The 19,022-nt window shown below is 71.5% G+C and carries 12 protein-coding genes; 6 read left to right on the plus strand and 6 right to left on the minus strand.

The genetic code is table 11. The features are described 5' to 3' along the window. On the minus strand, window positions 1-618 hold a 618-nt coding region (locus ABZV93_RS18605; RefSeq protein WP_354937384.1), incomplete at its 3' end, for an Hsp70 family protein. Window positions 619-962: 344 nt separating this feature from the next. Between ABZV93_RS18605 and ABZV93_RS18610 the strand changes: the two genes are divergently transcribed. Continuing rightward, entirely contained in the window at window positions 963-1,565 is a 603-nt protein-coding gene (locus ABZV93_RS18610) for a hypothetical protein (RefSeq protein WP_354937387.1), read from the plus strand. A 98-nt stretch (window positions 1,566-1,663) separates the two neighbouring features. Here ABZV93_RS18610 and ABZV93_RS18615 read toward each other — a convergent pair whose 3' ends face one another. The 3 genes from ABZV93_RS18615 to ABZV93_RS18625 form a co-directional block, all read right to left on the minus strand. Continuing rightward, entirely contained in the window at window positions 1,664-4,645 is a 2,982-nt protein-coding gene (locus tag ABZV93_RS18615) for a LuxR C-terminal-related transcriptional regulator (protein WP_354937389.1), read from the minus strand. A gap of 535 nt (window positions 4,646-5,180) precedes the next feature. Beyond that, window positions 5,181-7,499 (minus strand): hypothetical protein, encoded by a 2,319-nt coding sequence (locus tag ABZV93_RS18620; RefSeq protein ID WP_354937392.1) that lies wholly within the window; start codon window positions 7,497-7,499, stop codon window positions 5,181-5,183. Then, window positions 7,496-8,317 carry a hypothetical protein gene (locus tag ABZV93_RS18625; RefSeq protein WP_354937395.1) on the minus strand — a complete coding sequence of 274 codons (822 nt, stop codon included), beginning with the start codon at window positions 8,315-8,317 and terminating at the stop codon, window positions 7,496-7,498. The genes ABZV93_RS18620 and ABZV93_RS18625 overlap by 4 nt, the downstream gene beginning before the upstream one ends. 366 nt (window positions 8,318-8,683) lie before the next feature. On the opposite strand from ABZV93_RS18625, the gene ABZV93_RS18630 reads away from it, so the two are divergent. The 3 genes from ABZV93_RS18630 (at window position 8,684) to ABZV93_RS18640 (ending at window position 14,486) form a co-directional block, all read left to right on the plus strand. Further along, complete coding sequence (locus ABZV93_RS18630) at window positions 8,684-10,243, plus strand: hypothetical protein (RefSeq protein WP_354937398.1); 1,560 nt, start codon at window positions 8,684-8,686, stop codon at window positions 10,241-10,243. A 191-nt stretch (window positions 10,244-10,434) separates the two neighbouring features. After that, on the plus strand, window positions 10,435-14,259 hold the full coding sequence (locus tag ABZV93_RS18635; RefSeq protein ID WP_354937401.1) for a multifunctional oxoglutarate decarboxylase/oxoglutarate dehydrogenase thiamine pyrophosphate-binding subunit/dihydrolipoyllysine-residue succinyltransferase subunit: 3,825 nt from the start codon (window positions 10,435-10,437) through the stop codon (window positions 14,257-14,259). A gap of 50 nt (window positions 14,260-14,309) precedes the next feature. After that, window positions 14,310-14,486 carry a DUF6104 family protein gene (locus ABZV93_RS18640; RefSeq protein ID WP_179786819.1) on the plus strand — a complete coding sequence of 59 codons (177 nt, stop codon included), beginning with the start codon at window positions 14,310-14,312 and terminating at the stop codon, window positions 14,484-14,486. A gap of 85 nt (window positions 14,487-14,571) precedes the next feature. Here the strand turns inward: ABZV93_RS18640 and ABZV93_RS18645 are convergent, their stop codons facing one another. Together ABZV93_RS18645 and ABZV93_RS18650 are read right to left on the minus strand one after the other, a co-directional pair. Then, a complete protein-coding gene (locus ABZV93_RS18645) occupies window positions 14,572-15,546 on the minus strand; it encodes a zinc-binding dehydrogenase (protein ID WP_354937405.1) in 975 nt (324 codons plus the stop codon). Between the two features lie 75 nt (window positions 15,547-15,621). Further along, window positions 15,622-16,782 (minus strand): NADP-dependent malic enzyme, encoded by a 1,161-nt coding sequence (locus ABZV93_RS18650; protein WP_354938177.1) that lies wholly within the window; start codon window positions 16,780-16,782, stop codon window positions 15,622-15,624. Between the two features lie 327 nt (window positions 16,783-17,109). Between ABZV93_RS18650 and ABZV93_RS18655 the strand changes: the two genes are divergently transcribed. Continuing rightward, window positions 17,110-18,024, plus strand: coding sequence for an ABC transporter substrate-binding protein (locus tag ABZV93_RS18655; RefSeq protein WP_354937408.1), 915 nt, complete (start codon window positions 17,110-17,112; stop codon window positions 18,022-18,024). After that, entirely contained in the window at window positions 18,021-18,992 is a 972-nt protein-coding gene (locus ABZV93_RS18660) for an amino acid ABC transporter permease (RefSeq protein ID WP_354937411.1), read from the plus strand. The genes ABZV93_RS18655 and ABZV93_RS18660 overlap by 4 nt, the downstream gene beginning before the upstream one ends. Window positions 18,993-19,022 lie beyond the last annotated feature (30 nt).

The raw sequence follows: 19,022 nt of genomic DNA on the forward strand, positions 1-19,022 counted from the left end.
ATCCCCCACATCAAGCAGGCTCACATCGAACGTCCCACCACCCAGATCGAACACCAGGACCGTCTCATGCCCCTTCTTGTCCAACCCATACGCCAGCGCCGCCGCCGTCGGCTCGTTGATGATCCGCAACACCTCAAGACCCGCGATCCGCCCCGCATCCTTGGTCGCCTGACGCTGCGCATCGTTGAAATACGCCGGCACCGTGATAACCGCCTCGTTCACCTTCTCACCAAGGAACTTCCCCGCATCCTCAGCCAACTTCCGCAACACCAGCGCAGAAATCTCCTCCGGCGAATACAACTTCCCATGCACGCTGAACCGCACCGCACCATCCGGGCCGGGCACCACATCAAACGACACCGCATGAACCTCGCTACTCACCTCCTCAAACCGCCGCCCAATGAACCGCTTCGCCGACGTGATCGTCCCCTTCGGATTCAAGATCGCCTGCCGCCGCGCCAACTGACCCACCAACCGCTCACCACCCTCGGTGAACGCCACCACCGACGGCGTCGTCCGCTGCCCCTCCGCATTCGGAACCACAGTGGCCGTCCCATCCACCACCGCAGCAATCACCGAATTCGTCGTACCCAGATCGATACCAACCGCTTTCGCCATGATGTCCGTCCTCACGTGGGGTCTCGGTCCAGTGTTCGCCGCCCAAGCGGGCAACAACAGACGCAGCGGCCGGAGTGGGATCCAAGTACCCGGCGGGCCGGGACTGCGAAGCTGCAGGTCTCCTGTGCACCGGGACCTTCGGGTTCACCCGGATGGGGTGGCGCGGGCGCACCGCACCCGCCCGCACGCTGGAGCACGTACGCGGCGCACCCCCAGCACGCTCGCCGAGCGGTGGCAGGAGTTCACCCCGTCCGGGTGAGGTGGCGGGCCGGGGTCTGCACGCAGCGTGGTGTGTGGACCCCTCCGTCGAACGGAGGGCGCGAACCACCAGGGGGTTATGGGCCATGACTGAACACGGCGACATGGGCACGCCGGCGCAGGAAGGTCGCCAGCGGGCACAGCAGGCACAGGGCCAGGCCGAGCACGCGCGTGACACCGGGCGCGAGACGGGCCAGACCAAGCAGGCGGAAGCCCAGGCCACGGTGCCCAAGGCACGCCGGTCCGCCGAGGCCGAAGCCGAGGGGCGAGGTGGCCGAATGAGCACCATGCCCGAGGCGGCAGCGCAAGGCGTCGGCTGGCTGGTCTACGCCGGAGTCGTCCTGATCGTCCTGGGATGCCTCCAGGCGATCTGGGGCTTCACCAGCCTGTTCAAGACGACCTACTTCCTGGTCGCCAGCAGCGGACTGATCATTCCCTGGGGCTACACCGCCTGGGGATGGTTCCACATCGGGCTGGCCGCCCTGCTCGTGGTCACCGGTCTCGCGCTCCTCGCGGGACAGACCTGGGCACGGTACGCCGGTATCGTGATCGCGGCGATCAGCCTGCTGGCGAACTTCCTCGCGCTCGCGGCGTTCCCGATCTGGTCGGCCATCATGATCGCGGTCGACATCCTCGTCATCTACGCCCTGTCGGTGCACGGCCGCGAACTCTCGGCGCTGCGTGACTGACCGGGAGAAGCAAGCACTCGAAAAGCAGCGGCCGGGACGGTGCCGGGAAACCGGGACCGTCCCGGCCGCTATGTCCGGATGCCTTTGAAACAAGGCAATCAGCGCAACAGGTCGATCTGCAGAGCGCGGGCGATCGCCTCTCGCCGGGAGGTCACCCCGAGCTTGCGGTAGAGCGTGCGCAAGTGTGACTTGACAGTGTTCACCGACAGGCACAGGTCCTGGGCGATCTCCTCGTTGGTCAGGTGGGAGGGCAGGTAGCGCAGGACCGCGCGCTCGCTCGCGGTGAGCCGGATCGCCTGTTCGCTCGGCTTGGCCTTCCAGCCGGCCGCCGGGGCCACGTCGAACCGGTGCAGCAGCGCACTGCGGAACGCCGCGTGCCGGCCTTCCGGCGCCACCACCACGGTGAGCAGCGCGCGCACTCCCCGGCCGGCGTCGAGGAAGACCCGGACCAGCTCGTCGCGCTCGGCCAGTGCGAGAGCGCGTTCGAGGTACTCACCCGCCGGCGCCTGGGCACCCAGCCGGCGCTGCGCGGTCGCCGCCACCAGCAGGGCAGCCACGGTGTCCAGCGGGGCCGGAGACCTCTCGGCGTCCAGACACGGCGCGACGGAGGCGAGCGCCGCGGCGGGTTCGCCAGTCGCCAGCAACGTGCGTCCCTCGGCGACGAGTACGGCCGCGGGCGGGTCGGCGTCCGCCTGGGCGCCGTCCGCCCGGGCGCTGCCGGCCGGAGCGGTTCCGGCGCGCAGCCCGCCGAGGAGTTCAGCGGCCCGCTCGGCCGCTCCCTCATGGGTGGAGATCTCCACCTCGAGCAGTGTGGCCGCCTGGTCGACCACAGGATGCAGCCGGCCGGCGGCGTCCCTGGTCGCGGCGAGTTCGGTCCGCGCCGCCCCGAGGTCGCCGCGGTAGAGCAGGATCCGGGCGCGGAGTACTCCGAGCAGGTCGCCCACCGGCGGGTCGGCGGGATCGTCGGCGGCCGCAGGAGGTCTCGCGTCCATCCGGTCGGCCGGGTCCGTGGGGCTCGCGCCGTCGGTTCCCGCCGCGGCCGTGGCCGTGGACGCGGTGGACGCCGCGATCCGGGTTCCCCCGTGACGGTGGTGTTCGAGGAGTGCCCAGGCCTGGTCGAGCCGGTCCCGTTCCAGCTCGATCGCGGCGCGGGCCAGGTCCCGTACGAGCGAGAGGCCCGGCCGGGTGTCGGGTGCCCGCTCGCCGGCCGGGCCCGCCTCCGCGCCGGCGGGACGGGAGCCCGGCGCTCCGCCTCCACGTTCCGCCCCGGCGCGCAGCGCCTCCTCGGCCGCCGCCAGCCGGCCCTCCAGCGCGTTCAGCAGGGCCAGCCAGTCGCGCGTACGACATTCCCAGCGGTGCAGCCCACCAGCGGTCAACCGGCCGAGAGCGTGCGCGAACGCCTCCTTCGCCGCGGGCAGATCACCGCGCCAGAGGTCGGCGACCCCGACCCAGTACGCCAGCGCGCCCACGTCGGCCTGGCGGTCCGCGGCGACCCCCGCCGTGCGGGCCCGGTCGAGAAGCTCGCGGCCGCGCGCCACGTCCGCCGGTGCGACCCGGCCGCGCAGGCAGGTCTGCCGGAGCCGCAGCTGCGCGGTGCGCAACGACCGGACGAGCACCTGCCGCCCGTCCGCGTCATCGGCATCCTCAGCCTCGTCTCCGTCGTCCGTCCTGTCGGTGGCGGGGCGTACCTCCTCGGCCAGCCGGAGCAGGGCCTCCGCGCCGTCCGGGTCGCCCGCGTTCAGCCGTACGTGCGCGCATGCGGCGGCGAGATCGGCGTGCGCGGCGACGTCCTGCGCGGGGATCGACGCCAGCAGCGGCTCGAGCTCGGCCCCCTCGCCGTTGGCGAAGACGCGGTTGCCGTCCCGCCCGAGGATCTCGCCGGTGAGCGCCCAGTCCCGCGCGGCCCCCGCACAGCGCACCGCATCCGCCACCATCCCGGCACCCGCGTACCACCGCGCGGCACGGCACCGAAGCTCCGGCTCCTGCGCCGGCCGTTCCCGGCGCAGCCGGTACGTCAGGAACTCCCGCAGCAGCGGCGCGTACGTGAACCACACCCGCCCCGCGCCGACGCCGTTGACCAGTGCGTTGTCCCGGTCGAGTGCCTCCAGCGTCAGGGCGCCGTCGCACTCGCCGGTCATCGCGTCGGCGAGGTTCCCGCACACCGGCTCGACCAGGCAGGTCGCCAGCAGGAACTCCCGGACCAGGGGCGGTTGCGGGCGCAGGATCTCGTCGTCGAGGTATCCGGCGACCAGCGGCTCGTCGCCGGTGAAGCCCGCCAGGTCCCGATCCGCCGCCGGTTGTGCCTGCCACCACAGGGCGGCCAGCCGCAGTCCGGTCGTCCAGCCCTCGGTACGCCGCCACACCCGGGAGATCTGGGTGTCGTCGGCCTGGACGCCGTAGGCCGCCAGCAGCTCGCGGGCCTCCTCCCAGGTGCAGGCCAGGTCGGCCGAACCGAGGTCGGCGAGCTCACCCGCCACCCGCAGCCGGGCCAGCGGAAGCGCCGGCTGTCCGCGCCCGGCGAGCACCAGCCGCAGGCTCGCCGGGCCGTGCCGGAGCACTGTCTCCAGTCCGGCCAGTAGCCGCCAGTCGGTGATCTCGTGCGCCTGGTCCACGATCAGGACCACGGGTTCGCGTAGCTGGGCCGCCGCGTCCAGGAACCGCCGCGGGAACTCCTCACCGCCCAGATCCGACCCGCCGAGGTCGGCAAGGACCGCCGCGTCCTCGGCGCCGCACGCACGCCGCAGGGACTCCACGACGTACGCCCAGAAGAACTTCGGCTCGTTGTCGCCTCTGTCGAACGAAACCCAGGCCGCACGCTGGTTGGCAGACCAGCGCAGCCACGAGGCGAGCAACATCGTCTTGCCCGTACCCGCGGAGGCGTTCACGACCGTCACCCGGCGCTCCGTGGCGGCGGTCAGCGCGGCGAACAACCGTGGGCGCGGGAGCACCGGCACGGTCGGCGCGGGCACCGTCACCTTGGCGTCAAGGAAACCCTGCAGTGCGGACGACGGACGGCGTGCGTGCGGGATCAGCGAGGATGTCGAGGAGCCCACGCCGCCCGTCTCGGACCTCGCAGGCATTCCCCTCCCCTTCCGCCCCAGAGAACGCGACGCAGCCCACCCAGTACGGGTGACGGCCGGGAACCTTCTTCGACTATGGCCCGCGACCACCGGGTCCCGCACCTTTTTCACATTGTTGACCGGAGGCCGGACCCTTATGGAAAGACAATCACCAATTGTTCGACAAAGGACAGATCACGACAGTCCGGGTTGACCGGAACATGAACGCCCGCCGCCTCTGACTCCTTCCCCACAAGGCGATCCGGTCGATTGGAGACGATTCGGGAACACGCGGCCGAACGAACACGGACCGCCCGGAGGGCACCCGATCGAGCCGACTCACATGCGCCCTGCCGAAATGCGTCTGCGGAATTCGTACCGCCAAATTCGTACCGCCAAAATTCGTACTGCCGAACACAGAGCTGGAATGCGCGCTGCCGAAATACCAGGCCGGGCACGGAAGTGATCATGAATGGAATGTCACCCGCCGGTCGTTCGGGTCGCGCACAGCAGGGCGCGCCCGCGGTCGGTGCATCTCGACCTACCGGAACGTGCTTCAGTCCGGGCGCTCGTCCCGGTCCGGCCGGCGGCGGAACATCCCCTCCCACCGCTCGCGCGGCAACTGGTCCTCACGCGGTACGTACTCCTCGCGAACGTCGTACTCCTCCGCGGCCCGGTGCCCCTCGGTCGCCGAGCCGCCGCCGGAAGGCAGGTCGTCGCGCACCAGATCGTTGTCGCGCATCAGGTCGTCGTCGCGCATCAGGTCGTCGTGCGTCACCTGGTCGGCGGAGGGGACCGGCTCACCGCCGGGTGCACTCTGCCCGGCCGAGGCGCGCGGCAGACCGGTGGGTTCCGGCAACTCGCGGCCTGCGAACGCCGCCACGTCCGGCAGCCCCGTCGACCGGGCCAGCCGCGCGCGGAGCTCCTCTCCCACCCGCGGACCGATCTCCCCCACCTCGAACTCCGGCTTGCGAAGAGACGTCGTCGTGTCGCGTTGTTCCTGGGAGAGTTCGGGCTCGCAGTCGCCCAGCCGGGGGCTGCCCGGGTCGCGAGGGTCGACGAGCACGAACGCCGTCGGCGACAGCGACTGCAGGAACGCGGGCTCCACGCTGAACTCGTACACCCGCTGGTAGCCCATCGCCTGGCCCTCGGTGGTGGCGGACTGCTCCGACCGGCTGGTTCCGGTGGTCGCCGACGTGCTCCGCCCGGTGGAGGTCGAGGACTGGTCCATCCTGGTGCGGGCACCGGAGTCGTGCGGGAAGTCCATCAGCGCGCCGTAGTGGTACTCCCGGCTGCGCGACCACTGCCGCCCGCTGGTCTTGGCCTGCTGGTCGCTCACGCTGTCGGCGCGGGACGTGCCCACCGTCGTGGCCAGGCCGGCACTGCGCGACACCGTGAACTGGCTGAGCACCAGGCGGTGGTCTCGGCCGATGAACGCCGCGGCCTGCTCGGCCTCCCGCGCGTTGCCGAGCCGCAGGAACATCACCGCCTCTCCGCCGCCGAGCACCTCCACCGCGTCCTCGCGCAGGTGCCGGAAGAGCAGTACGAGGCGGACACCGCGCCGGCGGGCCAGCCGGTCCAGGCGTTCGATGTGCGTACGACGGAACCGGTCCGCGCCGACCAGCGCCACCACCCGGCGGGATGACGTGTCACCGTCCTCCGCACCGCGCAGGCGGTACAGCAGCACCTGGAACACCACGTGGGCGAGCAGGTCACCGGCCAGGTCGCCGACGCGTTCGGACAGCTCCCAGACCTTCAGGGCGGGAGACTCGGCGGCGCCGGGCGAGGACGACCGGACGCGCATACGGGACTGCGAGCCGGCCTCGGCGCCGGCACCCGCCTCGGCGCCGGCCCGGGACTCCGACTCCAGCGCCGCGAGCCGCTGCAACGCCGCGGCCAGCCGGAACAACCGGGCCTCGGTGGACCGCCGGGCACCCTCGCCCAGCAGGCCGGCCAGCCGGTCGTACTCCTCCCGCGTCAACTGCTGCGGGCAGGCCTCCTGGTAGGCCACCACCCGGACGGCAGCGTGCAGCCGGGTGAACGTCAGCGGGCCGCGAAGACAACCGCAGACCTGTTCGATCAGCGTGGCGTCAAGCGTGCGATCGCCGCCCGGACCCCGCTCGCGTTCGGTCACGTGCACCGCCTCCGCGACCACCCCGCCGACGTCCTCGGCGGACAGGCCGGCGAGCAGGCCGAGGTCAGCCAGTCCGTCGGGAAGCAGGACCTCCTCGACCCTCCGGCGATCCTCGCGGGCCCGCCGGGTCACCGGGTGGGAGATGCCGTCCTGGGACAGGTCCACCACCGTGACCTCGGCGCCGGTGTCCAGCAGCGAACCCGCCACGCTCAGCAGCAGCGCGCCCGCACCCTCGGGATCACCGCCGTAGACGTCGACCCGGTGGGTGGTCACCGGACGCACCGGCTCCCAGCGCTGGGGGCGCTCGGCGGCCGTCCGTACGCGTTCGTGCTCTGCTCGCCGGCGTGCCCAGTCGCGGGTCTGGGCGAGCACGGGACCCTGGTCGGCAAGCACGGAGCGCCGCCAGCGGCGGTAGCGCAGGTCGCTCCACCACGGCAGGGCGAGCGGGCGGACGGTGAAGTAGCCCACGACCGCCGTGACCACGCCGAGAATCCCGGTCGTCCAGTGCCCGACGTCGCCGGTCAGCGCCGTGGACAGCCACGTCGCACCGGCGCACAGGGCGAGCCCGCAGACCCGGCGTACGTGCGACCACCAGCCGAGCGGCGTGCGGTCGCGGCGACCGGCCAGCCTGGTCAGCCACGGCGCGTCGGCGGGTGGGAGTCCGGGTGGCTGGTCGGTGAAGGGCTTCGGCGGCGCCACCTCGGGCGCCCGCAGCTCCCAGCCCCACCGCTCGCCGGTCACCGGTCCGCGCCCCGGTCGGTGGCCCGGTCGGCGGTGTCGGCGGTGGCACGGGGTGTGGCCGGCCAGTCGGCGAACAACCCGGCACCCGAACCCAGCTCGGCCAGCTCGCGTTCGGCCCGGGCCGACTCCTCCGCCGCGATCCGGCCCCGCTCGTCCCGCTCCGCATCGTCGGCCGGTGCGAACCTGCGCGCACATCCACGGCAGTGGAGTACGCCGTACGCCGACCATTCGCCACAGCCGCGGCAGTGACGGCACTCCAGCCAGGTACGGCGTTCCTCGATCACCTGGCGGAGCGCGACCGCGCGTTCCCAGCGTTCGCGGCTCTGCGCCAGCACCCGCGACAGGTCGGCGTCGGGCAGCGTTCGCGCACCTGCGGACTCCGCGGCGTCCACCACGCGGCGCAGGGCTCGGCGGGCACGGATGGAGGCCGCCGACTCCGCTCCCACGGTCACCACCAGGGGATACCACCCGAGGACCACCAGCAGCAGCGAGTCACCGCCCGGATGTCTCCACTGCCGACGTAGCACCGGCAGGCCGGGCTCGGCGTCGGCCTCGGCGTTGACCACCTGCCAGGTGCGCTCGCCCCGGCCGGCCCGGATCTCGCCGGTGTCGTTTCCCTCACCGCCGACCTGGCCGCGGACCGCCCGGTCGAGGAGTTCGCGGTGATGCTCGTCCAGATGCGGCACCGGAAACACCAGATGCGCGTACGAACGACCGACCCACGGCTTGCGCGCGGACTCCCGGTCGGCGTCGTGTGCGTTCGGGAGGAGCGAGCGCGGCACGCCGGCAGACCGGCCACGCGCCGGCGTGTTGGTCACCCCGGTCCTCATCCGCCTCACCCCGTGACGAAGCCGACCGTCGGGCCGGGCGGCGGCCTGGCCGGCCGATGGGTCGCCGGGCCCGACGAGGAGAAACTTTCGCCCAAGGTACCCCGATTTCGCTCCCGGCGAGACGTATGACCGGCCTGTCGGGAGGCCTGTCGAAGGCGTGCCGGAACAGCTGCCGAGGACATGCGGAGAGCCCGTTCGGCACCCGTCCCGGCAGGCACGAACGCGGGCCGGCGGGGTGCTCGGCAGCGGTTCGGAGCCGCGCTTGACAGCGGGTCACACGTGCTGGAGGCTGCCCGGGACCAAGCGGTCGAACCTTCGTAATCCAACAGCTTTCGCAGGTGGGAGGAACGTTCGATGAAGGACGTCCAGAAGGGCCGGAAGTCGTGGCTGGAGCGGCTCACCTCGCCGCCTGAGGACAGCGAGGACAACGAGCAGTACGACGACCAGACCCAGGCGTTCCGGCCGTTCCCGCCGGACGACGGCCCGCGTGACGGAGCCCCGGACGACCAGCGCCCGGAGGACCAGCGCGGGCACGAGCGCGGCGGCCAGGACTACGCCCCCGAGCACGGCCGGCGCCCCGAGCCGGGCCACGACCAGGAACGCCAGGGGTTCGGGCCCGGTCCGCACCAGCCGGGATCCCGGTTGGCCGGCGTCGAGGCCAGGCAGCAGGACGACTTCGAGGCGGCATTCACCCCGCGCGGACTCCGTACTCCCCCGAGCGACTTCCGCACCGGCCCGCAGGACCGCGTTCACGCGATGGGCCGGCCCGCGCAGGCGCCAGGTCCGTTCCGGACTGACGGCGGCGACGCAGAAGCGCCCGAGCGGCCGGGGTTCCGGCGAACCCGGCCGGGCTCGGAGGGTGAGCCCGCCTGGGGCGGTGAGCCGCCGCAGGCTCCCGGCGGCGGCCCGTTCGGCCGGCACGACGCCGAGCGCCACGAGACCGAGCGCCCCGAGACCGAGCGCCACGAGACCGAGCGCCACGAGACCGAGCGCCCCGACGCGGAGCAGTCCGAGGCCGGGCGAGCCGACGCCGGACACTCCGAGGCCGAGCGCCCCGACGTGGAGCACTCCGGCGCGAGCCGAACCGACCTGGACCGACCGGACGACGACCGTTCGGGCACCGAGTTCGGCGGTGAGCGGCGGGGCCAGGCACCGGCAGGCCGCGACCACGAGGCAGCGGGCGACGAGGTGACCGAACGTCCGTTCACCGGCGGGTCCGAGTCGCCGGAGTCGCCGGAGGTCCCCGGGTCGCCCGTGGGACCCGAGCGGAACAGCCGGTCCGGGCCGAATGACGACCACGACTCCGCGGGTGCGGAGCGGGTGCCGGACCGTGACCGCCAGGACGCCCCGGACAGCCCGAACGCCCTCGACCGCCCGAACGCCCTGGGCCGCCCGCACAGGTCGGACGACCCGGACAGCCCCGCCGGCCCGTCCACCCCGGGCACGGTCGACAGCCCGGGCACCTCGGACGTGCCGGTCTTCCCGGGCGCCTCGGACGTCACGGACGGCACGCACGCCCCGGACGGCTCGAGCGAACCGGACGAGGCGGCCCTTCGGTCCGGCGACCGGCCCGGCGAAAGGGTCGAGGCCGACAGGCCGGGCGACAGGGTCGAGGCCGACGGGGACGACGCCGAACGCCGGCGCCGGATCGACGATCTCCAGCAGCGGTGGCTGGACGCCCAGGCCAAGCTCCTGGACGACCCGCGCGACGCCGCGCACGAGGCCGGCCTGCTCGTCGGGGAGGCGATGGTGTTCGTCACCTCGACCTTCACCGAGCACCGCGACCGCATCGAGCGCGACTGGCGCGAGGACGCCGACCTCGGCACCGACGAGCTGCTGTCGATCATGCGCCGTTACCGCAGCTTGTTCCGGTCTGTCCTGGCGGCCTCGGAGCTTCCCGAAGACCGCCGCTGACCAGGCCCGAAGCCCGGGCCGGCGACACCGTGTGGGCGGTTGCCCACGCGGTGTCGCCGGCCGGGGTCCGGCTCGTAACCAAAACCACTGCTCCGGGACCAACGGAGTTGGACTCGGCGACTAGGCTTGGGTCCCGGAAGCCGAACAATCGGTCCAAACGATCATGGTGAGCGGAAGAGGCGATCAACGCCGTGGCGTCCCAGTCCTCGCACAACGACCCGCTGTCCCAGTTCGGGACGAACGAGTGGCTCGTCGACGAGATGTACCAGCGCTACCTGAACGACCCTGACTCCGTGGACAAGGCTTGGCTGGCCTTCTTCCGCGACTACCAGCCCGACCGCAACGGCAGCGGCGCCGACGCGGGCACCGGAGCTGGCTCGGCCAAGGCCAAAGGGTCCGGTGGCGCGTCCGGGACGAACGGCACCTCGGCCGCACCCGCTCGGTCGAGCACCGAGAAGCCGAGCACCGAGAAGCAGGCCCCGTCCGGTCGGCCGAATTCCTCCGCTCCCACCAAGGCGGCCCCCGCCAAGCCGGCTCCGGAGAAGTCAGCGCCGAGCAGGGCCCCTTCCGCCAAGGCCGCGCCGGCCAAGTCCACCCCGGCCAAGTCCACTCCCGCCAAGTCCACTCCCGCCAAGCCCGCCGCTCCGGCTGCCGAGGAGACCAAGGCTGCCGAGCCCGAGCTCGTCCCCCTGCGCGGCGCCGCGGCCCGTACGGCCAAGAACATGCAGGAGAGCCTGGCCGTCCCGACCGCGACGAGCGTGCGTCAGGTGCCGGTGAAGCTGCTCATCGACAACCGCATCGTCATCAACAATCACCTCGCCCGCTCCCGCGGCGGCAAGGTCAGCTTCACCCACCTCATCGGCTACGCGATCGCCAAGGCGGTCCGGTCGATGCCGGAGATGAACTACGGCTTCACCGAGGTCGACGGCAAGCCCACCCTGGTCAAGCCACCCCACCTCGCTCTCGGCCTGGCGATCGACATCCAGAAGCCCGACGGCTCCCGCCAGCTGCTGGTCCCCAACATCAAGGCCGCCGAGACGCTCGACTTCGCGTCCTTCTGGAGCGCGTACGAGGACGTCGTACGCCGCGCACGCAACAACAAGCTCACCGTCGAGGACTTCCGGGGCACCTCGATCAGCCTCACCAACCCGGGCACGATCGGCACCAGCCACTCGGTCCCGCGGCTGATGGCCGGGCAGGGCGCGATCATCGGCGTCGGCGCGATGGAGTACCCCGCCGCCTACCAGGGTGCCGCCGAGGAGACGATGAACCGTCTCGCGGTGAGCAAGGTGATGACCCTCACCTCCACCTACGACCACCGGGTGATCCAGGGCGCACAGTCCGGTGAGTTCCTCCGGCGGGTGCACCAGCTCCTCCTCGGCGACGAGGAGTTCTACGACGAGATCTTCGCCGCGCTGCGGATCCCGTACGAGCCGGTGCGCTGGGTGTCCGACATCCCGACCTCGCACGACGACGAGATCGGCAAGCAGGCCCGGGTGCTGGAGCTCATCCACGCCTACCGCGTGCGCGGGCACCTGATCGCCGACACCGACCCGCTCGACTACAAGGTCCGCCGGCACGAGGACCTCGACGTGGTGACCCACGGCCTGACGCTGTGGGACCTCGACCGCGAGTTCGCCACCGGCAGCTTCGGCGGCGGCAAGCGGTTCATGATGCTGCGGCACATCCTCGGGCTGCTGCGCGACGCGTACTCCCGCACCGTCGGCATCGAGTACATGCACATCCAGGAGCCGGACGAGCGGCGCTGGATCCAGGACCGCGTGGAGCGTCCGCAGGACCGGCTGCCGCAGCAGGAGCAGTTGCGCATCCTGTCCAAGCTCAACCAGGCCGAGGCGTTCGAGACCTTCCTGCAGACGAAGTACGTCGGCCAGCGGCGGTTCAGCCTGGAGGGCGGCGAGTCGGCGATCGCGCTGCTGGACGAGGTGTGCGAGCAGGCCGCGATGGCGGGCCTGGACGAGGTCACGATCGGCATGGCCCACCGCGGCCGGCTCAACGTCCTCGCCAACATCGCCGGCAAGCGGGCCGCGCACATCTTCCGCGAGTTCGAGGGCAACATCGACCCGCGGACGATCCAGGGCTCCGGCGACGTGAAGTACCACCTCGGCGCGGAGGGCGAGTTCACCGCGGACAGCGGCGCCAAGATCAAGGTGTCCGTGGCCGCGAACCCCTCCCACCTCGAGGCCGTCGACCCGGTGCTGGAGGGCATCGCCCGCGCCAAGCAGGACATCCTCAACCGCGGCCTGGAGTTCCCGGTCCTTCCGGTGCTCGTGCACGGTGACGCGGCGTTCGCCGGGCAGGGCGTGGTGGCGGAGACGCTCAACCTCTCCCAGCTGCGCGGCTACCGCACCGGCGGAACGATCCACGTGATCGTCAACAACCAGGTCGGCTTCACCACCTCGCCCACAGCGTCGCGCTCCTCGACCTACTGCACCGACGTCGCGCGGATGATCCAGGCGCCGATCTTCCACGTCAACGGCGACGACCCCGAGGCGTGCATCCGGGTGGCCCGGCTGGCGTTCGAGTACCGCCAGACGTTCCACAAGGACGTCGTGATCGACGTCATCTCCTACCGCCGCCGGGGCCACAACGAGACCGACGACCCGTCGTTCACCCAGCCGAGGATGTACGACCTGATCGAGGGCAAGCGCTCGGTCCGCAAGCTCTACACCGAGGCCCTGATCGGGCGCGGCGACATCTCCGTGGAGGAGGCCGAGCAGGCCCTCCGCGACTACCAGGAACGCCTCGAGCGGGTGTTCGCCGAGGTCCGGGCCGCCAAGAACGCACCGTCGGACGACTACTTCACCGCGCCGGACTACCCCGAGAAGCCGGCGGCCGAGGCGGACACCTCGGTGTCGCTGGAGACGCTGAAGCGGATCGCGGACGCGCACGTGTCCACGCCGGAGGGGTTCACCGTCCACCCGAAGGTGCTGCCGCAGCTGCAGCGCCGGGCGGCGGCGATCACCGACGGCCCGATCGACTGGGCCACCGCGGAGATCATCGCCTTCGGCTCCCTGCTGATGGCAGGCCGGCCGGTCCGGCTGGCCGGTCAGGACAGCCGGCGGGGCACGTTCGTCCAGCGGTTCGCGACCATCGTCGACCGGCACACCAGCGAGGAGTGGACACCGCTCCAGAACCTCGACGAGGACCAGGGGCCGTTCTACATCTACGACTCCCTGCTCAGCGAGTTCGCCGCGATGGGCTTCGAGTACGGCTACTCCGTGGCCCGGCCGGACGCGCTGGTGCTGTGGGAGGCGCAGTTCGGCGACTTCCACAACGGCGCGCAGACCATCATCGACGAGTTCATCTCCGCCGGTGAGGCCAAGTGGGGCCAGCTGTCCGGCGTCGTGTTGCTGCTTCCGCACGGGTACGAAGGCCAGGGGCCCGACCACTCCTCCGCCCGCATCGAGCGGTTCCTGCAGCTCGCGTCGGACGACTCGATGACCGTCGCCCAGCCGTCCTCCCCGGTCAACTACTTCCACCTGCTGCGCTGGCACAGCCTGGGTGCCGTGCACCGGCCGATGGTCGTCTTCACTCCGAAGTCGATGCTGCGGAGCAAGGCGGCGACCAGCAAGCCCGAGGAGTTCACCAAGGGCCGGTTCCTTCCGGTGATCGGCGACGACACCGTGGACCCGGGCAACGTCGAACGGGTCGTCATGTGCTCGGGCAAGATCGCGTGGGAGCTGCTCGCCGAGCGCAAGCGGCGCGAGGGTGCCGAGCCGCGCACCGCGATCGTCCGGGTGGAGCAGCTGAGCCCCCTGCCGGCCGAGGCGCTGCGGGCGGAGCTGGCGAAGTTCGACGGTGCGCGAGACCTGGTGTGGGCGCAGGACGAGCCGGCCAACCAGGGTGCCTGGCCGCACATGGCGCTCAACTTCGTGCCCCAGCTAGGTCAGTCCGTACGCCTGGCCGCCAGGCCCGCCTCGGCGGCACCGGCCGTCGGCTCGGGCTCGGTGCACAAGACCGAGCAGGCCGCGCTGTTCGACAGCGTGTTCGGCTGAGCCGCCGGGCACCACACCACGAGGTTCGCAGACCGGAGTTCGTAGCCACGATGTACTTCACCGACCGCGGAATCGAGGAGCTGTCCGACCGCCGGGGAGACGACGAGGTGTCGCTCGCCTGGCTGGCTGGACGGCTGCAGGAGTTCGTCGATCTCAACCCCGAGTTCGAGACGCCGATCGAGCGCCTGGCCACCTGGCTGGCCCGCCTGGACGACGAGGACGAGTGAGCCCTGGCGTGCTCGGCCCCTGACACAGCCGGCGACGAAGCGCCGGGAGGCCGGACAGTACGCCGGAACTTCGCCGGGCCCTGTGCTACGGCTGGACGGTGAAGACGACCTTGCCGAAGAGGTCGCCGTCGGCCATCGCCGCCAGCCCGTCCTTCACCTGCGACAACGGCAGCACCCGGTCGATCACCGGCCGGACGCCGGACTGGTCACACAGCCGGAGCAGCGCGGCGAGCTCGTCACGCGTACCCATCGTCGAACCGACCACGCGCAGGCCGAGGTAGAAGATGCGGTTCAGCTCGGCCGGCGGGTTCGGACCGCTCGTGGCCCCCGAGCACACCAGCGTCCCGCCCGGCCGCAGCGCCTTCAGCGAGTGGCTCCAGGTGGCCTCGCCGACGGTTTCCATCACCGCGTCGACCCGCTCGGGCAGCCGGGCTCCGGACTCGAACGCGGCGTCCGCACCGAGCTCGTCCACCACCCGCGTGCGCTTGGCCTCGTCCCGGCCGGTCACCCAGACCCGCAGGCCGGCGGCCTTGCCGAGCACCACCAGCGCGGTCGACACACCGCCGCCGGCCCCCTGGACCAGGACGGTGTCGCCGGGCCGCAGCCCGGACTGGGTGAACAGCATGCGGTACGCCGTCAGCCACGAGGTGGGCAGGCAGGCCGCCTCCTCGAAGGACAGCGAGGCAGGCTTGGGCACCAGGTTGGCGCGGGGCACCGCCACCTGCTCGGCGAACGTGCCCGGGTGCCGCTCGGACAGCAGCGAACGCCGCGGGTCCAGCGTCTCGTCACCGCGCCAGTGCGGGTCGCCGACGATCGCGTGGACGACGACCTCATTGCCGTCCTCGTCCACCCCGGCGGCGTCGCAGCCGAGGATCATCGGGAGCTGTTTCTCGGCCAGGCCGACACCGCGCAGCGACCACAGGTCGTGGTGGTTCAGCGCGGTGGCCCGGACGTCGACGCGCACCCAGTCCGGCGCGGGCTCCGGCTCGGGGCGCTCACCCCACTCCAGCGCGGACAGCGGGTCACGGGCGTCGAGTCGTGCGGCATAGGCGGCGAACACGCTCCGACCCTACCGACCCGGCCGGGCGCCGTCAGGCACTCCCACTTCCGGGCCGGCACGGTCGGGTACGCGGACTCAGCGCCGGGCGAGCCCCTCCGCCCGGGCCGCGTCGGCGACCGCCGCGGCCACCGCGGGCACCACCCGGGCGTCGAACGGCGAGGGGACGATCCGGTCGGCGGCGAGGTCCGCACCGACGAGCCCGGCCAGCGCCTGGGCTGCGGCCAGCTTCATGGCCTCGCTGATCCCACTGGCCCGCACGTCCAGCGCGCCCCGGAACACTCCCGGGAACGCCAGCACGTTGTTGATCTGGTTGGGGTAGTCCGAACGCCCGGTGGCCACCACCGCGGCGTGCCGGGCCGCGACCTCCGGGTGCACCTCGGGGGTCGGGTTGGCCAGCGCGAACACGATCGAGTCCGGCGCCATCGCGGCCACCAGGTCCTCCTCGACCTGCCCGCCCGACACGCCAATGAAGACGTCGGCGCCCGCGAGGACGTCGGACAACGAGCCGGTCGCCCCGGTGGGGTTGGTGGTCAGCGCCAGCGTCTGCTTGATCGGGTTGAGGTCGGTCCGGCCCGGGTGCAGCGCGCCACCGCGATCGGTGACCACGATGTTGACCACACCGGCCGCGAGCAGGATGGCCGCGACCGCGACGCCGGCCGCGCCCGCGCCGGAGATGACCACCCGGATGTCCACCGCCTTGCGGCGGGTCAGCTCGAGGGCGTTGGTGAGTGCGGCGAGGACAACGATCGCCGTGCCGTGCTGGTCGTCGTGGAAGACCGGGATGTCCAGCCGGTCCCGCAGTCGGCGTTCGACCTCGAAACACCGCGGTGCGGCGATGTCCTCCAGGTTGATGCCGCCGAACGCCGGTGCGATCCGGGCGACGGTCTCCACCAGCTCGTCGACGTCGGTGCAGTCCAGGCAGATCGGCACGGCGTCGACCCCGCCGAACTTCTTGAACAGCAGGGCCTTGCCCTCCATCACCGGGAGCGCCGCCTCAGGCCCGATGTCGCCGAGCCCGAGCACCGCCGTGCCGTCGGTGACGACCGCGACCGAACGGGACTTCCAGGTGAAGTCGTGGACGAGTTCGGGCGACTCGGCGATCGCCGTACAAACCCGGGCGACTCCCGGGGTGTAGGCGAGGGACAGGTCGTCGCGGCCGCGTAACGGCACCGACGAGGCGACCTCGAGCTTGCCGCCGCGGTGGAAGGGGAACGCCGGATCCTCCTCGCCACCCATGGACGCGGCGGGCGGCGGGGCCGGGTTGGACGGCGAAAGTCCGGTCACGGACGAGTCTGTCAAGGAGTCTGTCGACATGAGGACCCTGCGAAATAGAGGGAGAAACGGGGCGGATCGACGCGGGGGCACGCGTTCGGTGCCCGGCCGGCGTACGAGAGGAAGACACCGCGGCGGCGACGGGAGGGTCCGGGTCGGTCGCTGCGTCAAACGGGGATCACCCGTATCCGATGAGTGTGTCATACCATGTTCGGCCTCGCGGGGGACAACGCGAACTCGCACCACTCCCGCAGCACTCCGCACCAGCAGTTCACACGCAAAGGACGTGCCATGCCCAGGCAGTTCACCCGCTTCGCGACCGCCTCGTGCGCGGTGCTCGTCACCGCCGCGACCGTGCTCGCCGGCTGTGGCAGCAGCAGCCAGTCCGGCTCGGCCGCCAAGCCGACCGTCACCACCAAGGCCGACAGCAAGCTCGCGGCGATGGTGCCCGCGGAGATCAAGTCGGACAAGAAGATCCGGGTCGGCACCGACGCGTCCTACGCGCCGAACGAGTTCATGGACGCCGACGGCAAGACGGTGATCGGCATGGACGTCGAGCTGTACGACGCGATCGCCGCCAAGCTGGGCTTGCGGGTCGACTGGGTGCCCAGCGAGTTCGGGAACATCCTGCCGGCGGTGCAGTCGGGCAAGTACGAAGCGGGTGTGTCGTCGTTCACGATCAATCCCGAGCGCACCAAGCAGGTGCTGATGATCTCCTACTTCAACTCCCCCATCCAGTGGGTCACGGAGAAGGGCAATCCGAAGAAGGTCGGCATCGACAACGCCTGCGGCCTGCAGGTCGGAGTGCAGAAGGACACCGTCGAGGTGCCCGACCTGGAAGCCCGGTCGAAGAAGTGCGTCGCCGCCGGCAAACCGAAGATCGGCGTGCAGGCGCTGCCCGGCCAGGACACCGTGACCAGCAACGTCGTCACCGGCAAGTACGACGCGATGACCGCCGACCTTCCGATCGCGGTGTACGCCGTGCGGCAGAGCCAGGGCAAGCTCGCCTTGCTCGGTGAGCCCTACGGCCAGGCGCCGTACGGCTTCATCGTCGGCCGCGACCAGAAGAAGTTCGCCGACGCGCTCGCCGCCGCCACCAAGGCGATCATCGAGGACGGCACCTACGCCAAGATCCTCAAGAAGTGGGGCAACCAGAAGGGCGCCATCACCGCCGACCAGGTGAAGGTCGAGTCCGCCTCCTCATGAGCGAAGCCCGTACCCAGACCCCGTCCGGGCAGGCGCACGCCATCGAGGCCGTCCCCGTCCGCCACCCGTGGCGGTGGGCCGCGAGCGCGGTGATCCTCGTGCTGGCGGCGATGTTCGTGCACATGCTGCTCACGAACGGCGCGTTCCAGTGGGACTTCATGGCCCGCAACGCCTTCTCCGGGCCGGTCCTCGACGGCGCGCGCACCTCGATCGCGCTCACCGTCGTGGCGATGGCGATCGGGATCGCGCTCGGCGTGGTGCTCGCGGTGATGCGGCTGTCGGTCAACCCGATCCTGTCCGGGATCGCCTGGCTGTACATCTGGTTCTTCCGCGCCGTACCCCGCGTCGTGCTGCTGGTGCTGTTCGGCAACCTCGGCATTCTCTACAAGCGGTTCGAGTTCGGTGTGCCGTTCGACTGGGCGCTGGCGGACCTGCTGGGCGTCGACGTCGACGGCCGGCTGTTCGGTTTCGACGCACGTACGGTCATCTCCGGCTTCGTCGCCGCCATCCTGGGCCTCGCGCTGTCCGAGGCCGCCTACATGGCCGAGATCGTGCGTGCGGGCATCCAGTCCATCCCGCAAGGCCAGCTTGACGCGGCCGGTTCGCTCGGCATGTCCCGGGCGCTCACGCTGCGGCGGATCATCCTCCCGCAGGCGATGCGGGTGATCGTGCCGCCTACCGGCAACGAGACGATCGCGATGCTGAAGGACACCGCGCTGGTCGCCTACGTCCCGGCGTACGAACTCTGGTTCCAGTTGCAGGGCATCGGCAGCCGTACGTTCCAGGTGTTCCCGATGCTGGTCGCCGCGTGCCTGTGGTACCTCGCGATGAGCAGCGTGATGATGGTGATCCAGCACTTCGTCGAACGACACTTCACCCGCGGAGCGTCCTCCCGTTCGGAGCGGTCGACGGGTGGAGCCCGTACGACCTGGATGCGGCTCGGCCGCGGTGGGACAGGTGGCTCATGACGACACCGGCGAGCACGAGCGACGGCACCC

Origin of the sequence: Actinopolymorpha sp. NPDC004070 (assembly GCF_040610475.1) — a bacterium.
GTDB lineage: Bacteria > Actinomycetota > Actinomycetes > Propionibacteriales > Actinopolymorphaceae > Actinopolymorpha.

Excerpts from the sequence above, each read along its gene's own strand:
- ABZV93_RS18650 (WP_354938177.1), bottom strand. The coding sequence starts at position 16,782 with ATGGGTGGCGAGGAGGATCCGGCGTTCCCCTTCCACCGCGGCGGCAAG.
- ABZV93_RS18630 (WP_354937398.1), top strand. The coding sequence starts at position 8,684 with ATGAAGGACGTCCAGAAGGGCCGGAAGTCGTGGCTGGAGCGGCTCACC.
- ABZV93_RS18640 (WP_179786819.1), top strand. The coding sequence starts at position 14,310 with ATGTACTTCACCGACCGCGGAATCGAGGAGCTGTCCGACCGCCGGGGA.
- ABZV93_RS18660 (WP_354937411.1), top strand. The coding sequence starts at position 18,021 with ATGAGCGAAGCCCGTACCCAGACCCCGTCCGGGCAGGCGCACGCCATC.
- ABZV93_RS18610 (WP_354937387.1), top strand. The coding sequence starts at position 963 with ATGACTGAACACGGCGACATGGGCACGCCGGCGCAGGAAGGTCGCCAG.
- ABZV93_RS18615 (WP_354937389.1), bottom strand. The coding sequence starts at position 4,645 with ATGCCTGCGAGGTCCGAGACGGGCGGCGTGGGCTCCTCGACATCCTCG.
- ABZV93_RS18655 (WP_354937408.1), top strand. The coding sequence starts at position 17,110 with ATGCCCAGGCAGTTCACCCGCTTCGCGACCGCCTCGTGCGCGGTGCTC.